Source organism: Sporosarcina saromensis, assembly GCF_033253735.1.
In the GTDB taxonomy this organism is placed as follows: domain Bacteria; phylum Bacillota; class Bacilli; order Bacillales_A; family Planococcaceae; genus Sporosarcina; species Sporosarcina saromensis.
This window is the reverse complement of record NZ_JAUBDI010000002.1, coordinates 169,651-186,336: the sequence shown is the minus strand read 5'-3', so window position 1 is coordinate 186,336 and position 16,686 is coordinate 169,651. Positions and strand designations below refer to the sequence as shown.

The 16,686-nt window shown below is 41.8% G+C and carries 19 protein-coding genes; 12 read left to right on the top strand and 7 right to left on the bottom strand.

What is annotated here, in order from left to right; all coding sequences use genetic code 11:
- Positions 1 to 17: 17 nt before the first annotated feature.
- The 7 genes from dnaG (at position 18) to QT711_RS03710 (ending at position 7,358) form a co-directional block, all read left to right on the top strand.
- Entirely contained in the window at positions 18 to 1,832 is a 1,815-nt protein-coding gene (dnaG, locus tag QT711_RS03740; RefSeq protein ID WP_317942173.1) for a DNA primase, read from the top strand.
- Between the two features lie 35 nt (positions 1,833 to 1,867).
- On the top strand, positions 1,868 to 3,040 hold the full coding sequence (gene rpoD, locus QT711_RS03735) for an RNA polymerase sigma factor RpoD (RefSeq protein ID WP_371389520.1): 1,173 nt from the start codon (positions 1,868 to 1,870) through the stop codon (positions 3,038 to 3,040).
- Between the two features lie 80 nt (positions 3,041 to 3,120).
- On the top strand, positions 3,121 to 3,672 hold the full coding sequence (locus QT711_RS03730) for a hypothetical protein (protein ID WP_317942172.1): 552 nt from the start codon (positions 3,121 to 3,123) through the stop codon (positions 3,670 to 3,672).
- Between the two features lie 99 nt (positions 3,673 to 3,771).
- A complete protein-coding gene (locus QT711_RS03725; protein WP_317942171.1) occupies positions 3,772 to 4,911 on the top strand; it encodes an acyl-CoA dehydrogenase family protein in 1,140 nt (379 codons plus the stop codon).
- 138 nt (positions 4,912 to 5,049) lie between these two features.
- A complete protein-coding gene (cccA, locus tag QT711_RS03720; protein ID WP_317942170.1) occupies positions 5,050 to 5,427 on the top strand; it encodes a cytochrome c550 in 378 nt (125 codons plus the stop codon).
- A gap of 114 nt (positions 5,428 to 5,541) precedes the next feature.
- Positions 5,542 to 6,240, top strand: a complete 699-nt coding sequence (locus tag QT711_RS03715) for a tRNA (adenine(22)-N(1))-methyltransferase (RefSeq protein ID WP_317942169.1) — start codon at positions 5,542 to 5,544, stop codon at positions 6,238 to 6,240.
- Positions 6,237 to 7,358: a Nif3-like dinuclear metal center hexameric protein gene (locus tag QT711_RS03710; RefSeq protein ID WP_317942168.1), complete on the top strand. Its 1,122-nt coding sequence runs from the start codon at positions 6,237 to 6,239 to the stop codon at positions 7,356 to 7,358. The genes QT711_RS03715 and QT711_RS03710 overlap by 4 nt, the downstream gene beginning before the upstream one ends.
- Before the next feature lie 119 nt (positions 7,359 to 7,477).
- Here QT711_RS03710 and QT711_RS03705 read toward each other — a convergent pair whose 3' ends face one another.
- Both QT711_RS03705 and vrrA read right to left on the bottom strand, forming a co-directional pair.
- Complete coding sequence (locus QT711_RS03705) at positions 7,478 to 8,458, bottom strand: 4-hydroxy-3-methylbut-2-enyl diphosphate reductase (protein ID WP_317942167.1); 981 nt, start codon at positions 8,456 to 8,458, stop codon at positions 7,478 to 7,480.
- Positions 8,459 to 8,525: 67 nt separating this feature from the next.
- The gene (gene vrrA / locus QT711_RS03700; RefSeq protein WP_317942166.1) at positions 8,526 to 8,966 is read right to left on the bottom strand and encodes a VrrA/YqfQ family protein; all 441 of its coding nucleotides are present in this window, start codon (positions 8,964 to 8,966) and stop codon (positions 8,526 to 8,528) included.
- Between the two features lie 111 nt (positions 8,967 to 9,077).
- Between vrrA and QT711_RS03695 the strand changes: the two genes are divergently transcribed.
- Complete coding sequence (locus QT711_RS03695) at positions 9,078 to 10,379, top strand: DEAD/DEAH box helicase (protein ID WP_317942165.1); 1,302 nt, start codon at positions 9,078 to 9,080, stop codon at positions 10,377 to 10,379.
- Complete coding sequence (locus QT711_RS03690) at positions 10,369 to 11,274, top strand: deoxyribonuclease IV (RefSeq protein ID WP_317942164.1); 906 nt, start codon at positions 10,369 to 10,371, stop codon at positions 11,272 to 11,274. The genes QT711_RS03695 and QT711_RS03690 overlap by 11 nt, the downstream gene beginning before the upstream one ends.
- 65 nt (positions 11,275 to 11,339) lie before the next feature.
- On the opposite strand, the gene QT711_RS03685 is transcribed toward QT711_RS03690, so the two are convergent.
- Positions 11,340 to 11,588 (bottom strand): hypothetical protein, encoded by a 249-nt coding sequence (locus tag QT711_RS03685; protein ID WP_317942163.1) that lies wholly within the window; start codon positions 11,586 to 11,588, stop codon positions 11,340 to 11,342.
- A gap of 147 nt (positions 11,589 to 11,735) precedes the next feature.
- On the opposite strand from QT711_RS03685, the gene QT711_RS03680 reads away from it, so the two are divergent.
- Genes QT711_RS03680 through QT711_RS03670 form a run of 3 tightly spaced genes read left to right on the top strand, consistent with a single transcriptional unit; the run spans position 11,736 to position 13,782 of the window.
- Positions 11,736 to 12,500, top strand: a complete 765-nt coding sequence (locus QT711_RS03680) for a metal ABC transporter ATP-binding protein (RefSeq protein WP_317942162.1) — start codon at positions 11,736 to 11,738, stop codon at positions 12,498 to 12,500.
- A gap of 2 nt (positions 12,501 to 12,502) precedes the next feature.
- Complete coding sequence (locus QT711_RS03675; RefSeq protein WP_317942161.1) at positions 12,503 to 13,369, top strand: metal ABC transporter permease; 867 nt, start codon at positions 12,503 to 12,505, stop codon at positions 13,367 to 13,369.
- Positions 13,366 to 13,782, top strand: coding sequence for a Fur family transcriptional regulator (locus QT711_RS03670; protein ID WP_317942160.1), 417 nt, complete (start codon positions 13,366 to 13,368; stop codon positions 13,780 to 13,782). The genes QT711_RS03675 and QT711_RS03670 overlap by 4 nt, the downstream gene beginning before the upstream one ends.
- 52 nt (positions 13,783 to 13,834) lie before the next feature.
- On the opposite strand, the gene QT711_RS03665 is transcribed toward QT711_RS03670, so the two are convergent.
- The 4 genes from QT711_RS03665 to QT711_RS03650 all read right to left on the bottom strand — a co-directional run bounded on the left by QT711_RS03665 (position 13,835) and on the right by QT711_RS03650 (position 16,507).
- Complete coding sequence (locus tag QT711_RS03665; protein ID WP_317942159.1) at positions 13,835 to 14,422, bottom strand: 5' nucleotidase, NT5C type; 588 nt, start codon at positions 14,420 to 14,422, stop codon at positions 13,835 to 13,837.
- Entirely contained in the window at positions 14,419 to 15,543 is a 1,125-nt protein-coding gene (gene ispG / locus QT711_RS03660; protein WP_317942158.1) for a flavodoxin-dependent (E)-4-hydroxy-3-methylbut-2-enyl-diphosphate synthase, read from the bottom strand. Before ispG ends, QT711_RS03665 begins: the two co-directional genes overlap by 4 nt.
- Before the next feature lie 89 nt (positions 15,544 to 15,632).
- Positions 15,633 to 15,959: a hypothetical protein gene (locus QT711_RS03655; protein WP_317942157.1), complete on the bottom strand. Its 327-nt coding sequence runs from the start codon at positions 15,957 to 15,959 to the stop codon at positions 15,633 to 15,635.
- Positions 15,960 to 16,003: 44 nt separating this feature from the next.
- Positions 16,004 to 16,507 (bottom strand): DUF1189 family protein, encoded by a 504-nt coding sequence (locus tag QT711_RS03650; RefSeq protein ID WP_317942156.1) that lies wholly within the window; start codon positions 16,505 to 16,507, stop codon positions 16,004 to 16,006.
- Positions 16,508 to 16,686 lie beyond the last annotated feature (179 nt).

The window sequence follows — 16,686 nt, the reverse complement described above, 5'->3', positions numbered from 1 at the left end:
AAGAAAATGGTGATAGAATGACTAAAATTCCAGAAGAGACAATTGAGGCAGTCAGGTCGAAAACGGATATTGTCGATTTGATCGGAGAGTACGTCCAATTGACAAAGCGAGGGAGAAATTGGTTTGGATTATGCCCATTCCACGGTGAAAGTACGCCATCGTTTTCTGTGTCAGAGGATAAGCAATTGTTTCATTGCTTCGGTTGTGGAGCAAGTGGTAACGCTATTACATTTGTCATGGATATTGATAATAGCCCATTTACAGAGGCGGTCTCAAAATTGGCAGGACGCGCTGGTATCGAATTGGATATCTCTCTAACAGAAAGTGCAAGCCATTCGAAGTCTGGTGAGTTCCAACAGATGAGGGAAGCGCATGAACTTGCGGCTAATTTTTATAGTCATTTATTACTGAATACAGTGGAGGGTGAAAAAGCATTACAATATTTGGAACAAAGAGGATTTTCGCGTGAGCATATCGAAAAGTATGGTATAGGGTGGTCGCTTGACGATCGGGAAGTGTTAAGTCAACTTCTCCAACGTAAGAAATATGATATGAAGGAGATGGAGCGTGCCGGTCTTTGCATCATGAAAAATGATGGTACAGGCTACTTTGACAGGTTTCGAGGACGTATTATGTTTCCGCTGCATGACGATAATGGCAATGTAGTCGGTTTTTCAGGTAGGACGTTATCAACGTCCAAAGACGAAGCGAAGTATTTAAATAGTCCAGAAACACCTATATTTGAAAAGAGCCGATTGCTTTATAATTTTCATAACGCACGTCTTAATGTTCGTAAAACGGGTAAAGTAATATTGTTCGAAGGTTTTATGGACACAATTGCAGCAGAAAGAGCTGGAATTATGAATAGTGTGGCAGTTATGGGTACATCCTTGTCTGACACACATATTACGAAATTAAAAAGAATTGCGAACCAGTTGATTATCTGTTGTGATGGTGACAACGCAGGTTGGGAAGCGGCTAAGCGGTTTGCTAATCTTACTGCTCAAAAAGGACTAGACGCACAAATTGCGTTACTTCCTTCAAAGTTAGATCCCGACGAATACATTTCCACGTATGGTGGGGAATCATTCGTTGAGAAAGTGATCGGCAACCCACATACGTATATGTCGTTTATTCTGGCTTTTTACAAAAGGTCAAAAAACTTAACACATGAAAACGATGTGCTCCAATATATTCATGAAGTGCTAGAAGAGCTTGCCCAGAAAGTTTCCCCGATTGAACGAGATCTTATGCTCCGTCAATTGTCTACGGAGACGGGTGTTTCTGCACAGGCACTTCAAGAGCAATTCATTAAAAAGGTTGGCGAGTTTGCAAAACAGGAAAAAGCTGAAGTGTTTACTGGACAAGCATCGCCTTCCTTACCGAAGATGCCAAACCGAAACCTGTCCAGTATCGAAAGGGCAGAGCGGTTACTCTTATGTCACTTGTTGAATGATGGCCAGTTGTTTGACAGGATACGTGAATCCCATTCACAAGTATTTGACGGTGATGACTATACGGCTATTTTCGTCAAGTTGGCAGGTTTTTATGAACAACATGGGACACCAGACTTCCACAGATTTGCAGAATCCTTGGAAGATCGAGGACTCCGTAAAACTGTCATGGAAGCGGCGATGCTGGAGAGAGATCCTGAATATGCCGAACAGGAAATCCATGACTGCATTCATCATCTTGAGAGACATCGAATTATCAAGCAAATCAATCAGATGATGCATGAATCAAAAGAAGCGGAAAAGATGAACGATTATACCCGGGCACTGGAGCTGGCCAGGGAAATCATACAGCTCCGGAAATCATTATCGGCGATGTAAGCCGTATTCCGGTGAATTAAGGAGGAACGGGTATTATGACTAAAAATGAGCAAGCTGGAGAGATGGAGAACGAGATGACATTAGAAGAAGTGAAAGCAAGTTTATTGGAAGCGGGTAAAAAAGCGGGAGAATTATCACAGGACGAAGTGGCGGAAAAGCTTTCCGTATTTGAAATGGAACCGGATCATTTTGAGGAATTTTTGGATCAACTTGAAGCAGCCGGCATCGAAATGGAAAGAAAAGAAGATGAAGAAGCAGGTAAAGATGAAGAGCAATTTGATTTGAATGATTTAAGTGTTCCCCCAGGTGTGAAAATTAATGACCCTGTCCGGATGTATTTGAAAGAAATCGGACGTGTTGACTTGTTGACAGGTGATCAAGAAGTGAAGTTGGCGATTGCTATTAAAGATGGCGTAGCCGCTGAAGAGAAACTTGCAGAAATGCAAACGCCTGATCCGGAATTACTGGAAATTGTTGATAAAGGGGAGCACGCAAAAAAACGTCTTGCAGAAGCGAACCTTCGTCTTGTCGTCAGCATTGCGAAAAGATATGTTGGTCGTGGCATGCTCTTCTTGGATTTAATTCAAGAAGGAAATATGGGACTTATAAAGGCGGTCGAAAAGTTCGATCATACGAAAGGCTTTAAATTCAGTACGTATGCGACTTGGTGGATTCGTCAAGCCATTACGCGAGCGATTGCGGACCAAGCCCGTACAATCCGTATCCCTGTGCATATGGTGGAGACCATCAATAAACTGATTCGTGTTCAACGTCAATTGTTACAAGACCTAGGTCGTGAACCTTCTCCAGAAGAAATTGGAGAAGAGATGGACTTGACTGCTGAAAAGGTCCGTGAAATCTTGAAAATTGCTCAAGAACCTGTTTCACTTGAAACACCAATTGGGGAAGAGGACGATTCCCATCTAGGAGACTTCATTGAAGACTCCGAAGCGCAATCCCCATCGGACCACGCTGCATATGAATTGTTAAAAGAGCAGCTTGAAGATGTATTAGATACATTGACAGACCGTGAGGAAAATGTGTTACGTCTTCGTTTCGGTTTAGATGACGGTAGAACAAGAACACTTGAAGAAGTAGGTAAAGTGTTTGGCGTCACACGTGAACGAATTCGTCAAATTGAAGCAAAAGCACTTCGTAAGTTAAGACATCCTTCAAGAAGCAAACGTCTAAAAGATTTCTTAGAGTAAAACTGGGCATCGGCATACTGACTATGCCGATGTTTTCTTCATTATTCGTGCAGTTATCATGAGTAGGAGCGAGTGAAAACATGAATGCTCAACGGAAAAAGATCATCATGGCTGAAATCCATTATTGGAAACAAAACAAGTTATTACCTGAACACTATTGTGACTTTTTGCTTACGTTGTATACACAAGGGGAAGAACAAGTAGTCGATGTCAATGATGCGATTCTCGTGAAAGAAAAAAAGAGTGAGACGGCAAGTTTGCTAGGGATTGTTTTCTTTGTAAGTCTCATAGGTGCAAGCTTGTTCTTTCTAAATACGATTCCACTCGTTACGATAAGCGTAGCCATTTTATCGACGATTGTATTGCTTATGGTGGCAAAGAGGCTATTTCAACATCAATCTATCAATCGATCAATTGTATACATATTATCCGCTTTATTGGTATTAGGCGTTTCGGTGAAAATTTGGTTATTGTTTTTTGAGGGGCAAAACGTCTTGTTAATCATTTTGTTAAGTTTAAATTGTGTGCTTTGGCTTCTAGCAGGAAAATTTTTTAGATTAGTCTATTTTACACTTTCGGGCACTGTTGGATTAGCATTCATTGTCGGATTTTATGTTATGAAACTACTGTAAATAGGCAAGTGTTCCGGTCGTTCGAAAGAATGATTGTGAATCACTTGCAATTTTCGGTATAATAGAAATGTAAGCGTTAACAAATAGGGGGTCTGTACGATGAATTTCGATTTGACAGATGAACAGCTCATGATTAAAAAGATGATGAGGGAGTTTTCAGACGAAGTAGTTGCTCCGGGGGCCATCGAACGGGATAAAACGAAACATTTTCCTGTCGATATTTTTAAAGAGTTGTCTAAAATGGGGATGATGGGACTTCCGTTTCCTGAAAAATATGGGGGAGGCGGTGCGGATACAACAAGTTTCGCAATTGTCACAGAAGAATTGAGTAGAGCCTGTGCTTCAACTGGCATTACGTATTCTGCGCATATATCTTTAGGTGGTGCGCCTCTTCACTTGTTTGGCACGGAAGAACAGAAACAGGAGTACTTGGCGCCAATTTGTAAAGGTGAATCATTTGGAGCTTTTGGATTGACTGAACCGAATGCTGGGTCTGATGCGGGGGGGACACAGACGACTGCTAAAGAAGATGGCGATGATTTCGTCATTAACGGCTCAAAAGTCTATATTACAAACGCGAGTTACGCCAAACATTTAGCAATTACTGCGATCACTGACAACACCAACGGTAAAAAAGAAATCAGTGCCATTATTGTACCGACGGATGCAGAAGGTTTCACGGTTATTGATAACTATGAAAAAATGGGCTTGAATGCATCCAATACAACTGAATTAGTGTTAGACAATGTACGTGTACCGAAAAAGAACTTATTAGGTACACGGGGTCATGGATTTAGACAATTCCTCGTTACATTAGATGGCGGCAGGATTGGAATAGGCGCTATGGCTGTAGGGATTGCTCAAGCTGCCTATGAACGTGCGCTCCGCTACTCTAAGGAACGGAAACAATTTGGAAAGACGTTGTCGGAATTCCAAGTGACGCAATTTAAACTTGCAGATATGGCGATGAAAATCGAATTGGCTCGAAATTTGGTCTATAAAGCGGCTTGGTTAAAAGATCAAGGCCGACCATTCACGAAAGAAGCAGCGATGTGTAAGCTGTATGCTTCCGAAATTGCAATGGAAGTCGCAGACGAAGCAATTCAAATACATGGTGGCTATGGGTATATGAAGGAATATGAAGTGGAACGATATATGCGTGACGCCAAATTATTAGAGATTGGTGAAGGAACGTCAGAAGTGCAACGTATGGTAATTGCTCGACAAATTGGTTGTTAAGGAAAAAGTTTGTCCAAATTGTCACAAACAATTAAATGTACAGTGATAACTCTTTCAGTTTTTCTCACTATACAGTACAATGGTAGATGTGCACTGTATACTTTTACAGAATAAATCCTGAAAAAGGAGGGTAATTCGATGAAAAACAATCCTGTTGTACCTTATATCCTAATTTTCGCACTAGGATTGGGCCTAATTTTCTTCATGTCCCTTTATGGTATCGAGCAGAAAGAAGAGATCGCTGGAGCAGATGAAGAAGGAAAAACGGAAGAAAGCAATGATGGAGCAGCTTCTGAAGATTTTGATCCTGAAACCTTCGTACAAGGACAATGTATCGGCTGCCATGGTGGCGATTTAGCTGGTGGTATGGGACCTAGCCTAGTCGGTCTGTCAGATTCCAAAGAAGAGATTCATGACATCATTAAAAACGGTCAAGGTGGAATGCCACCGTTCGGAGGTAAAATCTCAGACGAGCAAATCGACCAATTGGCTGAGTATATCCTAACACTTAAATAAGCCTATGTAAGAGCTAGCAGGACTGGAATTCCATTCAGTCCCGCTAGCTTTTTCATTTCTGGCATTACACAGCTAAATGCCTTACAATAAGAGCATTGGAAAGGTGGGGATCATTTGAATTCCGAAAAGTTATCAAATCGATTGATGGCCGTTGCATCATTCGTCGAATCGGGAGCGATTGTCGCAGATATTGGAAGCGATCACGCATATTTGCCATGTTTTTTGGTGAATGCCGGCAAAATCAATAAAGCAATAGCGGGTGAAGTTGTAAAAGGTCCCTATGAATCCGCTGTGAAAAATGTGAAGAAAAACGGTTTGGACAATGCAATTACCGTTCGTCTAGCAAATGGTTTGCATGCAATTCAAGAAGCGGACGCTGTTGACACAGTAACGATTGCTGGCATGGGTGGTCCTTTAATCGCTTCGATTTTAGAGGAAGGCTCTTCCCAATTGCAAACGGTCTCCCGAATTATTGCACAACCGAATATTCATGCGTTGGCGATTCGTCAATGGGCAATAAAAAATAACTGGAAGCTTGTTGATGAGGAAATTATTAAGGAAGTTCATAAAATCTATGAAGTGCTTGTCCTTGAACGAGGTGAGGCTTCCTATAATGAAGCAGAAATGCTTGTAGGGCCATTTCTAGCGAAAAAAAGATCATCTGTCTTTTTGGAAAAATGGGAACGGGAGCTAGTGGAGTGGCAACGGATCGTTCAAGAATTACAACAAGCTGGAGAAAGCTCCAACATTTTAATGAAAAAACGCGAATTAGAAACTAAAATTGACTTGGTGAGGAGTGTACTGTCACGATGAAAAAAGTGAATGGGCATGAAATCATTTCCCTCTTTGAGCAATGGTCGCCAAAACGGTATGCAGAAGACTGGGATCCTGTTGGTTTACATATTGGACAGTTAAACAGAACTGTTCAGAAAGTATTAGTAACGTTAGATGTCAATGAAGCAGTTGTTGATGAAGCGATCGAACAAGGAGCAAATCTTATCATTGCACACCATCCACCGATTTTTCAGCCGCTAAAGCATATTTGGACAGACACACCCCAAGGTCGATTAATCGAAAAATGTATAAAAAACGATCTATCTGTTTATGCAGCACATACAAATTTGGATGTTGCACCTGGTGGGGTCAATGATTTGTTGGCGCATAAGCTCCAATTACGCCAGTTAGAGGTGATGGAGCCGACCGTATCAGATCCATTGTACAAATTAGCCGTATTTTGTCCAGCGGATTATGCAGATGATTTGCGGGAAGCGTTAGGCAATGCCGGTGCAGGCGCATTAGGAGATTATGCTGGTTGCAGCTTTAGTTCGACAGGTATAGGTCGATTTACACCGATCACCGGTGCAGATCCATTCATTGGGAAAGTCGGTAAAAGTGAAAGTGTCCCGGAAGAACGAATTGAAGTCATACTTCCTGGTCCAATAAGAAACAAAGTATTACAAGCAATGCTCGCTGCACATCCTTACGAAGAACCTGCCTACGACTTCTTCGTGCTCGATCAACGAACGGAGCAACTAGGTTTAGGCAGGGTCGGTGTATTGGAGGAACCAATGAGCCTTAAAGAGTTCGGGAGCTATGTGAAAAGTGTACTAGATGTTCCAGCGATCCGGCTTGTTGGTGATCCAGACAAACAAGTGAGGAAAGTGGCCGTATTAGGGGGCAGTGGAAGTAAATATATTCGAGCTGCTAAAAGGAAAGGCGCGGATGTTTTCGTATCGGGTGATATCGATTTTCATAGCGCACAAGATGCCGAATTAATGGACTTAGGAATTATCGATCCAGGCCACCACGTAGAAAAAGTAATGATTGAAGGTGTCGCAAAGAGAATGCAAAAGGAATGCACTGATAAAGGATTTGACGTAACGTTCATCCAATCAGCCATCGATACTGAACCTTTTACATTCCTTCAGTAAATCTTTCTAACCCGATGAACTCGTATCATTGGAACGATATGGATTGACATGACGTTGTTACGTAATCATAAAAACGAGCTGTCCCGTCGGTATTTCACCGTAGGGACAGCTCTTCTGTATCATTCGGTTGATACATAAGGTTCAATTCGTTTGACAGGTTCAGGATTTTTGATTTTTGGTAAAATCCGATTCAAAGTGAATTTTCTTTCTGGAATATGTGTCGCTGGATCTGCCGGGTTAAATTGTTCAAGGAAATTAATCACTTCACGCACGATGAGTGTCGGTGTAGAAGCCCCAGCTGTGACAGAAACAGTTTCTACTCCTTCTAACCAGGCAATATCAATCTCGGAGACATCCGAAATTCGATAGGATGGTGTATTCGCAATTTCAACAGAAACTTGTGTTAACCGGTTCGAGTTATTACTCTTCGGATCGCCAACTACGATGAGAAGATCAGATGCTCCTGCTTGTTCAGCAACGGCTTCTTGTCGAACTTGCGTGGCGAGACATATCTCTTTGTGCACTTCAATGTGTGGGAATTTCTCTTTTAACGCATCCATAATGTGCTCAACATCCCATTGACTCATCGTTGTTTGATTCGTAACGAGGAGTTTCTCATTGTGGAGATTTAGTTGCTCAACGTCTTCCATCGTCTCAATGAGATGGACTGCGTGTGGTGCAACACCAATCGCGCCTTCAGGTTCAGGATGGTGTTTTTTTCCGATATAAATGATATGATAACCTTCTGCGGTTTTTTCTCTAATCAGATCATGTGTAACCGTTACGTCAGGGCACGTCGCATCGATAGAAACGAGTCCTTTTCGCCGCGCGAGTTCACGGACTTCAGGTGAGACGCCATGTGCCGTGAAAATAACAGTACCTGTCTCCACTTGTTCAAGTATTTCTAATCGGTTTGGACCATCAAGTGTAATGATTCCATCTTCTTCAAAAGCGTCTGTTACATGTTTATTATGAACAATCATGCCTAGTATATAAATAGGTCTCGGCAACGTTTTGTCGAGTGCCGCATTTCTTGCAATGACCATTGCATCGACAACCCCGTAACAATAGCCGCGCGGGGAAATCTTCATTACTTTCATTTATTCCACACTCCTCAACAGGGATCTGTCTCCATTATAGCGGAGTTGAGGAACTGATTCAAAGTTATTAATTAGGTGGCTGAAAAATGCGAGGGCCCGAACCGCCTGCCAGATTACTTAATGCAGATCCTGCCGCTGATGCACTGCTTGGCGTCCCACTAGCTGGTGTAGCGCCTGCGTTCGGTAATGACTGGAAGCCTTTGTACAATCGCCACATAGCCGGCAAGTTTTGAACCATTGGCGCCATTTGTTGGACGAGTGGTGCGAATTGTTGGGCAGTGTTTAAGAACTGATTGGCCGTTTGCATGTACATTTCCATTTTGTTTGTATTCTTTTGACCGGCATTTTGTGAAGGCGGGCCAAACTGGTTTCCAGTTGGAGCCCCATAGAATTGTCTTTGCGGCATGTCGTAATTTTGGATAGGCTGTGGTCCGTACGGAATGGTTTGCCTCATCGCAACGGGAGGAGACTGATTTGAAGCAAATGGATAAAAAGATTCGTATCTCATAGGTAACCCCTTTCTATTCGTCATTGTGATCTTTCACAATATATACTATGCCAAAATCGCATACGACGGAACGGAATCATGATACAATAAGAAAACGTTAGGAGGCATACAATGTCTAAATTTACAGATTATCAATTTAAACCGTTTTTACGTGAAGCAATTGAACAATTAGGTTTCACATCCCCTACACCGATACAAAAAGAAATGATTCCATTGATCCTAAAAGGCACGAATGCAATTGGACAAGCCCATACCGGAACAGGAAAATCTCACAGTTTCCTCATACCAATCGTAGAACGGCTGGATGAACAGAAGGATGAATTACAGGCGGTTATCACTGCACCTACAAGAGAACTGGCAATGCAGTTATTTGAGGAATTGAATAAGATGATTGCTAACACTGCTATTAAAAGTTCGCTTTTGATTGGTGGCACGGATAAGCAACGTGCAATGGATAAGTTAAAGTCAAATCCGCATATTATTGTCGGTACACCAGGACGTATCCGTGATATGGCTGAAAATAAAGCATTAGCGATTCATACGGCTTCCATTCTTGTCATCGATGAAGCAGACCTCGCTTTTGACATGGGATTCATCGAAGATATCGATCAATTTGCTTCGAAAATGCCGACTGATTTAGAAATGTATGTGTTTTCTGCGACGATTCCAGAAAAACTAAAACCTTTCCTCTCAAAATATATGGAAAGCCCTGTGCATGTACAAATAGGCGATAAAAAACCTTTAACAGAAGGAATGCACTACTCACTCGTTCCCGTGAGAAGTATGGATCGAAAAAAGAAACTGTTGCATATTGTTCAGTCGATTAATCCCTATTTGGCGATTATATTTACGAACACAAAACAAAACGCTGATCAACTTGCCGATTATTTGGCCGATCAAGGCATTAAGGCAGGCAGAATTCACGGTGATTTATCACCTCGGGAACGGACGCGAATGATGAAACAAGTCCGTGATCTCGACTATCAATTTATTGTAGCGACTGACCTTGCTGCGCGTGGAATCGATATCCCGGGCGTCAGTCATGTCATTAACTACGAATTACCCGATGACTTGGAATTTTTTATTCACCGCGTAGGGCGTACTGCACGTGCAGGGTTGGAAGGAAATGCCATCACACTATATGAGCCATCTGAGGATGATAAAATCGTTCAAATTGAAAAACTCGGCATACCGTTTGTGCATGAAGATGTCAAAAACGGTGAGTGGTTTGAAGTGAAAGAACGCAATGCTCGTAAAAAGCGTGTCAAAGAAACAGACGATTTGGACCGTAAAGCTGCATCTTATGTACGTAAACCTGACAAAGTAAAGCCGGGCTATAAAAAGAAAATGACAAAAGAGATGGAGAAATTTAAGAAGAGGGAAAGGAGATTGAAACGGAAAAATGGGAAATGATCAACCGCTACTGTTAGGATCACATGTTTCAATGAGTGGCAAAAAGATGTTGCTTGGTTCAAGTGAAGAGGCACTCGGTTATGGGGCATCCACATTTATGATTTATACGGGTGCTCCGCAAAATACAAGAAGAAAACCAATTGAAGAACTGAATATTGATGCAGGCTTGCGTCATATGCAGGAAAATGGCATGGCCAATATCGTCGTGCATGCTCCTTACATTATCAATATCGGCAATACGACAAAACCCGAAACTTTCCGATTGGGTGTGGATTTCTTACAAGAAGAAATTAGACGAACAGCTGCACTTGGCGCAGATCAAATCGTCCTTCACCCAGGTGCACATGTCGGAGCGGGTGCTGATGCAGGTATTGCTAAAATTATCGAAGGGTTAAATGAAGTGCTGTCAGAAGATGCGAACGTTCGAATTGCTTTGGAGACGATGGCAGGTAAGGGTAGTGAGTGTGGTAGAAGCTTTGATGAGATTGCAAAAATTATCGATGGTGTAACGCATAACGAACGCTTGTCTGTCTGTTTTGACACGTGCCACGTCCATGATGCAGGCTACGATATTGTCAATGACTTCGAAGGTGTACTTGCACAATTTGATGAGATAGTTGGTAAAGATCGTATATCGGTCATCCATGTCAACGACAGTAAAAATGAACGTGGTGCCATGAAAGACCGCCATGAAAATATTGGACATGGGTATATCGGTTTTGAACCGTTATCGTATATTGTCCATCATCCAGATTTCAAGCACATACCGAAGATCCTGGAAACACCATTTGTCGGTACGGATGCAAAAAACAAACGTGCTCCATATGAACAGGAAATCGCTATGCTCAAAGCGAAAAATTTCCAACCGGAATTACGGGAACTTCTACTCGTTTAATGTTTATGGATTGACACCTCACACGTTCCGTGAGGTGTCAATCCAATTTACATTCGACTAGTAGTTCAGATCCTGTCTAAATATTGCCTGAACAATTCCTCGCCTTTTTTATCTCCGACAGCAGCCTTCACTTTTGAGATGAAGCTCTCCGGAACGCCAGTAAACAACCAATGAAAAGAAATTTCGTCTAGCAATGGCCGTAAAGCTTGTATTTCTCTGATCGATAAATCAATACCATATCGATCTGCTAACTGTTTTGCCTCTGCATCACTTTTAATTTTAATTTCATTTACAAATTGCAAATAGTCCAACATCCATCATTCCTTCTCAAATATTTGTATACATAAGAAACTTCGTTTATACTTTTACAAGTAATAGTAATCGTTCCTGTTTACTAGCAAGCTGTTACGTGATTCGAGCGAATTGCGTTAAATGAGGAGTAAGATAGAGAGGGTTATCGCATGACCAACACAATTATTGAATGCTCAAATATTAGTTTTACCTATGAACAATCTACAGTTCTCGATTCTATTTCCTTGAAAGTGAACGAAGGGGAGTTTTGGGCGCTCATCGGTCCAAATGGTTCGGGAAAATCTACCTTAATCAAAATCATTTTAGGGTTATTACAGCCGGATCAAGGGCGTGTAACACTGTATGGGGAAGATGCCGCTTCTTTTAGACAGCGTGAAAAGATTGGCTATGTCTCCCAAAAATCCAATTCTTTTAATGCTGGTTTTCCAGCGACAGTACTTGAAGTCGTCAAGAGCGGCCTTACGCGTAAAGTCGGTTTGTTTAAAAACTTCACGAAGGCAGACGAAAAGCAGGCATTGGAAGCCTTGAAAATTGTTAAGATGGATGCCTACGCTGCATCAAATATCGGCGAATTGTCCGGTGGGCAGCAGCAGCGAGTTTTCATCGCACGTGCATTAGTCGGCAATCCTGAATTACTCATTATGGATGAACCAACTGTTGGTATCGATCAAAAAAATGTTGCTTCGTTCTATTCTATGCTCAATGACTTAAACCGTGAACACGGTATTGCAATCCTACTCGTGACACATGAAATTGACTTAGTGACAGAGCTTGCTTCCCATGTTGCATGCCTCAATCGAACAATTCATTTTCATGGTCCTCAAGCGGCTTATCAACAGATGGATAACCGAGAAATTTCTAATTGGTATGGGCATCCAGTTCGTCGTGTTCATTCGTCGAAGAAGGAGGCTTGACGATGCTTTCAGCTATATTATCCTATGAGTTTTTGCAAAATGCTTTCTTGTCTGGGCTAATTATTGGGGTGATTGCACCACTTTTAGGCTTGTTCATCGTCGTCAGAAGACTTGCGCTCATTGCGGATGCATTAAGTCATGTTGCGCTGGCGGGTATTGCAGGTAGCCTTTATTTAAGTCAGACGGTGCTGTTCTTTGCTCCATTGAATCCAATTTATTTAGGAATGGCTACAGCGGTAGGAGGCTCTTTGTTAATCGAAAGGTTAAGAGGGGCTTATAAAAACTTTGAAGAACTTGCAATTCCGATTATCCTTTCAGCAGGCATTGGGTTCGGCGCAATCTTTATTTCACTGGCTAAAGGGTTCGGCTCTGATTTAGTCGGTTATTTATTTGGCTCCGTTTCGGCAGTGAGTCGACAAGATTTAGGGATCGTTCTAATTATTGCAGTTGTCGTAATCGCTTTTATTTCAATCTTTTACAAAGAATTGTTTGCATTATCTTTTGATAAGGAGTATGCGCGTGTCTCGGGCGTGAATGGAAAAGTGATTCAAACGGTGTTTATGATAATTGTGGCGCTTGTCATTGGCGCTTCAATGAGAATAGTCGGGATTTTACTTGTTTCTTCACTAATGACATTGCCAGTTGCCGCAGCGATTCAATTAGCGAAAAGTTTCAAAGGGGCTATGTTGTATTCCATCGTGATTGGAGAGTTATCTGTTTTAATCGGCCTTTTTGCAGCCTATCATCTGGACATTGCACCAGGAGGAACGATTGTAGTCACCTCCATTGTGCTATTATTACTAGTGCTGGGTTGGAATAAATTCAAAGGGAAGAAGCCAACTCGGAAAGTGAGAGGGGAATTTGTATGACACTTGATGAGGCATGGAGAATTTTACAAGCAAACCAATTTAAACGAACGAAAAATCGGGAAACGATCTTAGAATTTTTTGCGGATAAAGATCGCTATTTGACAGCGATGGAAGTTCGGAATTTTATGGTAATCAATAATCCTGGAATTAGTTATGACACGATTTATCGAAACTTGACGACTTTTGCGGAACTTGGCATTTTGGAGGAGACGGAATTGAACGGCGAGCGGCACTTTCGTATGCAATGCGATCACGGTGTCCATCATCATCACTTCATTTGTACGGATTGTGGCAAAACGAGAAGTATTCCACATTGTCCGATGGAAGAGATCTCTGTCAATCTACCTGGTTATGCAGTTGAAGGGCATAAATTCGAGATTTACGGAAAATGCCCATTATGTATAGAAGCATAGTATGTGAACAATAAAAAGTAGAGAACGGACAATTACGCCGCTCTCTACTTTTTTATTTGTTCATAAGTTGTTCGGTTGGAAAGTGCTTTTTAATCCATTCATCTGCTTCTTGCCAGCTGTGTACTCGAATGACACCTTCAGGAATCGGTTGACGGTTATAAGGTGTATCGAAAAGCAACACCGGAATCGATAGTGCCTCGTGGATATCTACGGCATTATCGTGCTTATCTTCGAAGAATGCATCCACGTTGAACTTTTTCGCCGTCTCGACTTTGTGATGACTGCCAATGAGTTCGATGTGATCGAAAGGAATCGCTTGCTGTTCAAACCAGTTATGAGTGCAGTCGATGACATTTTCACCGCGAGCAGATATATAATACAACTCGTAATGCTGTTGCCAGTCGGTTAATATCATCTTTGCATACTCCTGAGCAGGTGATGTCGCATAGATGGTAGATTCCGCTTGCTTGTACCACGTATAGAATTCTTCTTCTGTGATAGGAAAAGCTTTTGTTAAATCATATTCAATGATATCGTCTAACACAAGATTACAGCCGAATTGCTCATTGATATGCGGTAACAGGGAAGTCGGGCAAGTAACAGTTCCGTCAATATCAATGCCGAAACGAAATTTCCTCATTCAGTTGCTCCGCTTTGTAGAAGTAGCTCTTCTTGTCGTTTCTTTTCAAAGTATTCCTCTGCTAGCTTATCGATTTCCATCTTCAGTTCTTCAACCATTGTTTCTTCAGGCACTTTCCGAACAGTTTTCCCTTTCATGAAAAGTAAACCTTCCCCACGTGCGCCTGCAATGCCGATATCCGCTTCTCGTGCTTCTCCTGGTCCATTAACTGCGCAACCGAGTACCGCTACTTTAAGTGGTGCTTTAATCGTTGAAATGTACTCTTCAACTTCATTTGCAATGGAAATTAAATCGATTTCAATTCGACCGCACGTTGGACATGAAATAAGTGTTGCTGCGTTGGAAGAGAGACCGAATACTTTTAACAACTCACGGGCAACTTTAACTTCTTGGACTGGATCCGCACTTAATGATACGCGGAGTGTGTTCCCAATACCTGCAGATAATAATGTTCCGAGCCCGGCAGCACTTTTAATTGATCCAGCAAATAACGTTCCTGACTCAGTGATGCCTAAGTGGAGCGGATAATCAAAAGCAGCCGCCGCTTTTTTATAGGCTTCGACTGCCAAATTCACGTCAGAAGCTTTCAAAGATACGATAATATCGTGGAAATCAAGATCTTCTAGTATCTTAATGTGATGCAAAGCACTTTCCACCATACCGTCCGCTGTTGGATAGCCGTATTTCTTCAAAATATGTTTCTCAAGGGATCCTGCATTTACACCAATACGTATTGGGATTCCTTTTTCTTTTGCAGCTTGAACGACCGCTTCCACTTTTTCTTTTCGGCCGATGTTGCCGGGATTAATGCGGATTTTATCAGCACCTTGTTCAATTGCAATTAACGCTAATTTGTAGTCAAAATGGATATCCACTACAAGAGGGATGTTAATGCGCGCTTTAATTGCTCCGATTGAGTATGCAGCACGCTCGTCAGGACAAGCGACACGAACAACTTGGCAACCTGCTTCTTCGAGGCGTAAGATTTCTTCAACCGTTGCGTCGACATCATGTGTTTTTGTCGTCGCCATACTTTGAATAAAAAGCTCGTCACTGCCACCGATTGTCAAATTACCAACACGGACTGGACGGGTCTTCGATCTGTGTATCATTTCATTCATCAACATTCTCTCCTTAAAAAAACGATAATACTAGAATCTATTTTACCAATCAATGTGTTGAAAAGACAAGAGAGACCGCTCAATGCCCATTATTTGCAATTTGTAAGGTGTGTTTCTGTAAGTGGGAGCTTAATGGATAAACCACCTACAAGATCTTGGTTTTGTAAATGCGGATTAAGGGAATAGAAAATTGATAACCTTTCAACAAAGGATACGTCGCCATCTGGGTACATGGCAAAGAGGGTCTCAATTGTATCACCTTCAATTGTCTTGACGGGAATATAGTCTACGGTTGTTTCTTGACACGGTACTTCATCGCCAAAAAAGGAAGCGAGAGTGATTGTCCCATCAAACAAATCAACACGTATAATGTGAAAAATAATAAACAACACGACAGCAATGCCAAATGTACGCATGAACATCCCTCCTTTTACACTATATGCGTCAAAGAGGGAAGTATTCATTTTACTGTTTTTGGATAATACTTGAGTGCAAAGGCGATATAACTTATATGAATGATGGACGTAAGCCATGCACTAAAAGTTTCGGTCATTGGAAAGAAATCAAGAATCATTGTCAGTAAAAGGGGAAGGGTAATGGCTACGGCAGTCGTTCGCCATATGAAACGATATTCCACTCTCCTGCGAAACAACATCCCAAGCAACATGCCGAATGCGGCGAACAGACTAATTCTGACAAATACATAAAAAGTCGCGATGACGAACTGAAACACAATCGCAATTGGATAAAGCAAACTACCGATCGTTTCACTGTATGCTTCCAATTCAGGCGATGCTTCAAATAGACCACCATCTCCGAGCAAGTATCGGATAAAAGAGATCAGCGTCATCGTAAAAATGAAATAAAAAATATACCGAATTACACGGCCAATCGGAAGCAGTCGGAAAGCTGCTAATTTCTTTGGTGCAGACACGCCTGCAAGGAACAAATGTCGAAATGTCACAATGGTGCTACCTCCTTCTGTTTACTATCAGTTTACCATCTTCAGCAACGCGTTTGTTGGCTGGCAGATTCGACAGAATGATGACAATTTCTGAGTCGAATGTTAAGGGAATGTAAAGATTTGCGCACGACTATTTACAATTCGTTAATAATATCAACATAATAAGGGTGCGTATTATT

Coding starts and splice junctions, on each gene's coding strand:
- QT711_RS03675 (WP_317942161.1), top strand. CDS start 12,503: ATGCTTTCAGCTATATTATCCTATGAGTTTTTGCAAAATGCTTTCTTG.
- rpoD (WP_371389520.1), top strand. CDS start 1,868: ATGACTAAAAATGAGCAAGCTGGAGAGATGGAGAACGAGATGACATTA.
- QT711_RS03725 (WP_317942171.1), top strand. CDS start 3,772: ATGAATTTCGATTTGACAGATGAACAGCTCATGATTAAAAAGATGATG.
- QT711_RS03710 (WP_317942168.1), top strand. CDS start 6,237: ATGAAAAAAGTGAATGGGCATGAAATCATTTCCCTCTTTGAGCAATGG.
- QT711_RS03655 (WP_317942157.1), bottom strand. CDS start 15,959: ATGCGTACATTTGGCATTGCTGTCGTGTTGTTTATTATTTTTCACATT.
- QT711_RS03695 (WP_317942165.1), top strand. CDS start 9,078: ATGTCTAAATTTACAGATTATCAATTTAAACCGTTTTTACGTGAAGCA.
- QT711_RS03705 (WP_317942167.1), bottom strand. CDS start 8,458: ATGAAAGTAATGAAGATTTCCCCGCGCGGCTATTGTTACGGGGTTGTC.
- dnaG (WP_317942173.1), top strand. CDS start 18: ATGACTAAAATTCCAGAAGAGACAATTGAGGCAGTCAGGTCGAAAACG.
- QT711_RS03685 (WP_317942163.1), bottom strand. CDS start 11,588: ATGTTGGACTATTTGCAATTTGTAAATGAAATTAAAATTAAAAGTGAT.
- QT711_RS03730 (WP_317942172.1), top strand. CDS start 3,121: ATGAATGCTCAACGGAAAAAGATCATCATGGCTGAAATCCATTATTGG.
- QT711_RS03680 (WP_317942162.1), top strand. CDS start 11,736: ATGACCAACACAATTATTGAATGCTCAAATATTAGTTTTACCTATGAA.
- QT711_RS03670 (WP_317942160.1), top strand. CDS start 13,366: ATGACACTTGATGAGGCATGGAGAATTTTACAAGCAAACCAATTTAAA.
- ispG (WP_317942158.1), bottom strand. CDS start 15,543: ATGAATGAAATGATACACAGATCGAAGACCCGTCCAGTCCGTGTTGGT.
- QT711_RS03690 (WP_317942164.1), top strand. CDS start 10,369: ATGGGAAATGATCAACCGCTACTGTTAGGATCACATGTTTCAATGAGT.
- cccA (WP_317942170.1), top strand. CDS start 5,050: ATGAAAAACAATCCTGTTGTACCTTATATCCTAATTTTCGCACTAGGA.
- vrrA (WP_317942166.1), bottom strand. CDS start 8,966: ATGAGATACGAATCTTTTTATCCATTTGCTTCAAATCAGTCTCCTCCC.
- QT711_RS03665 (WP_317942159.1), bottom strand. CDS start 14,422: ATGAGGAAATTTCGTTTCGGCATTGATATTGACGGAACTGTTACTTGC.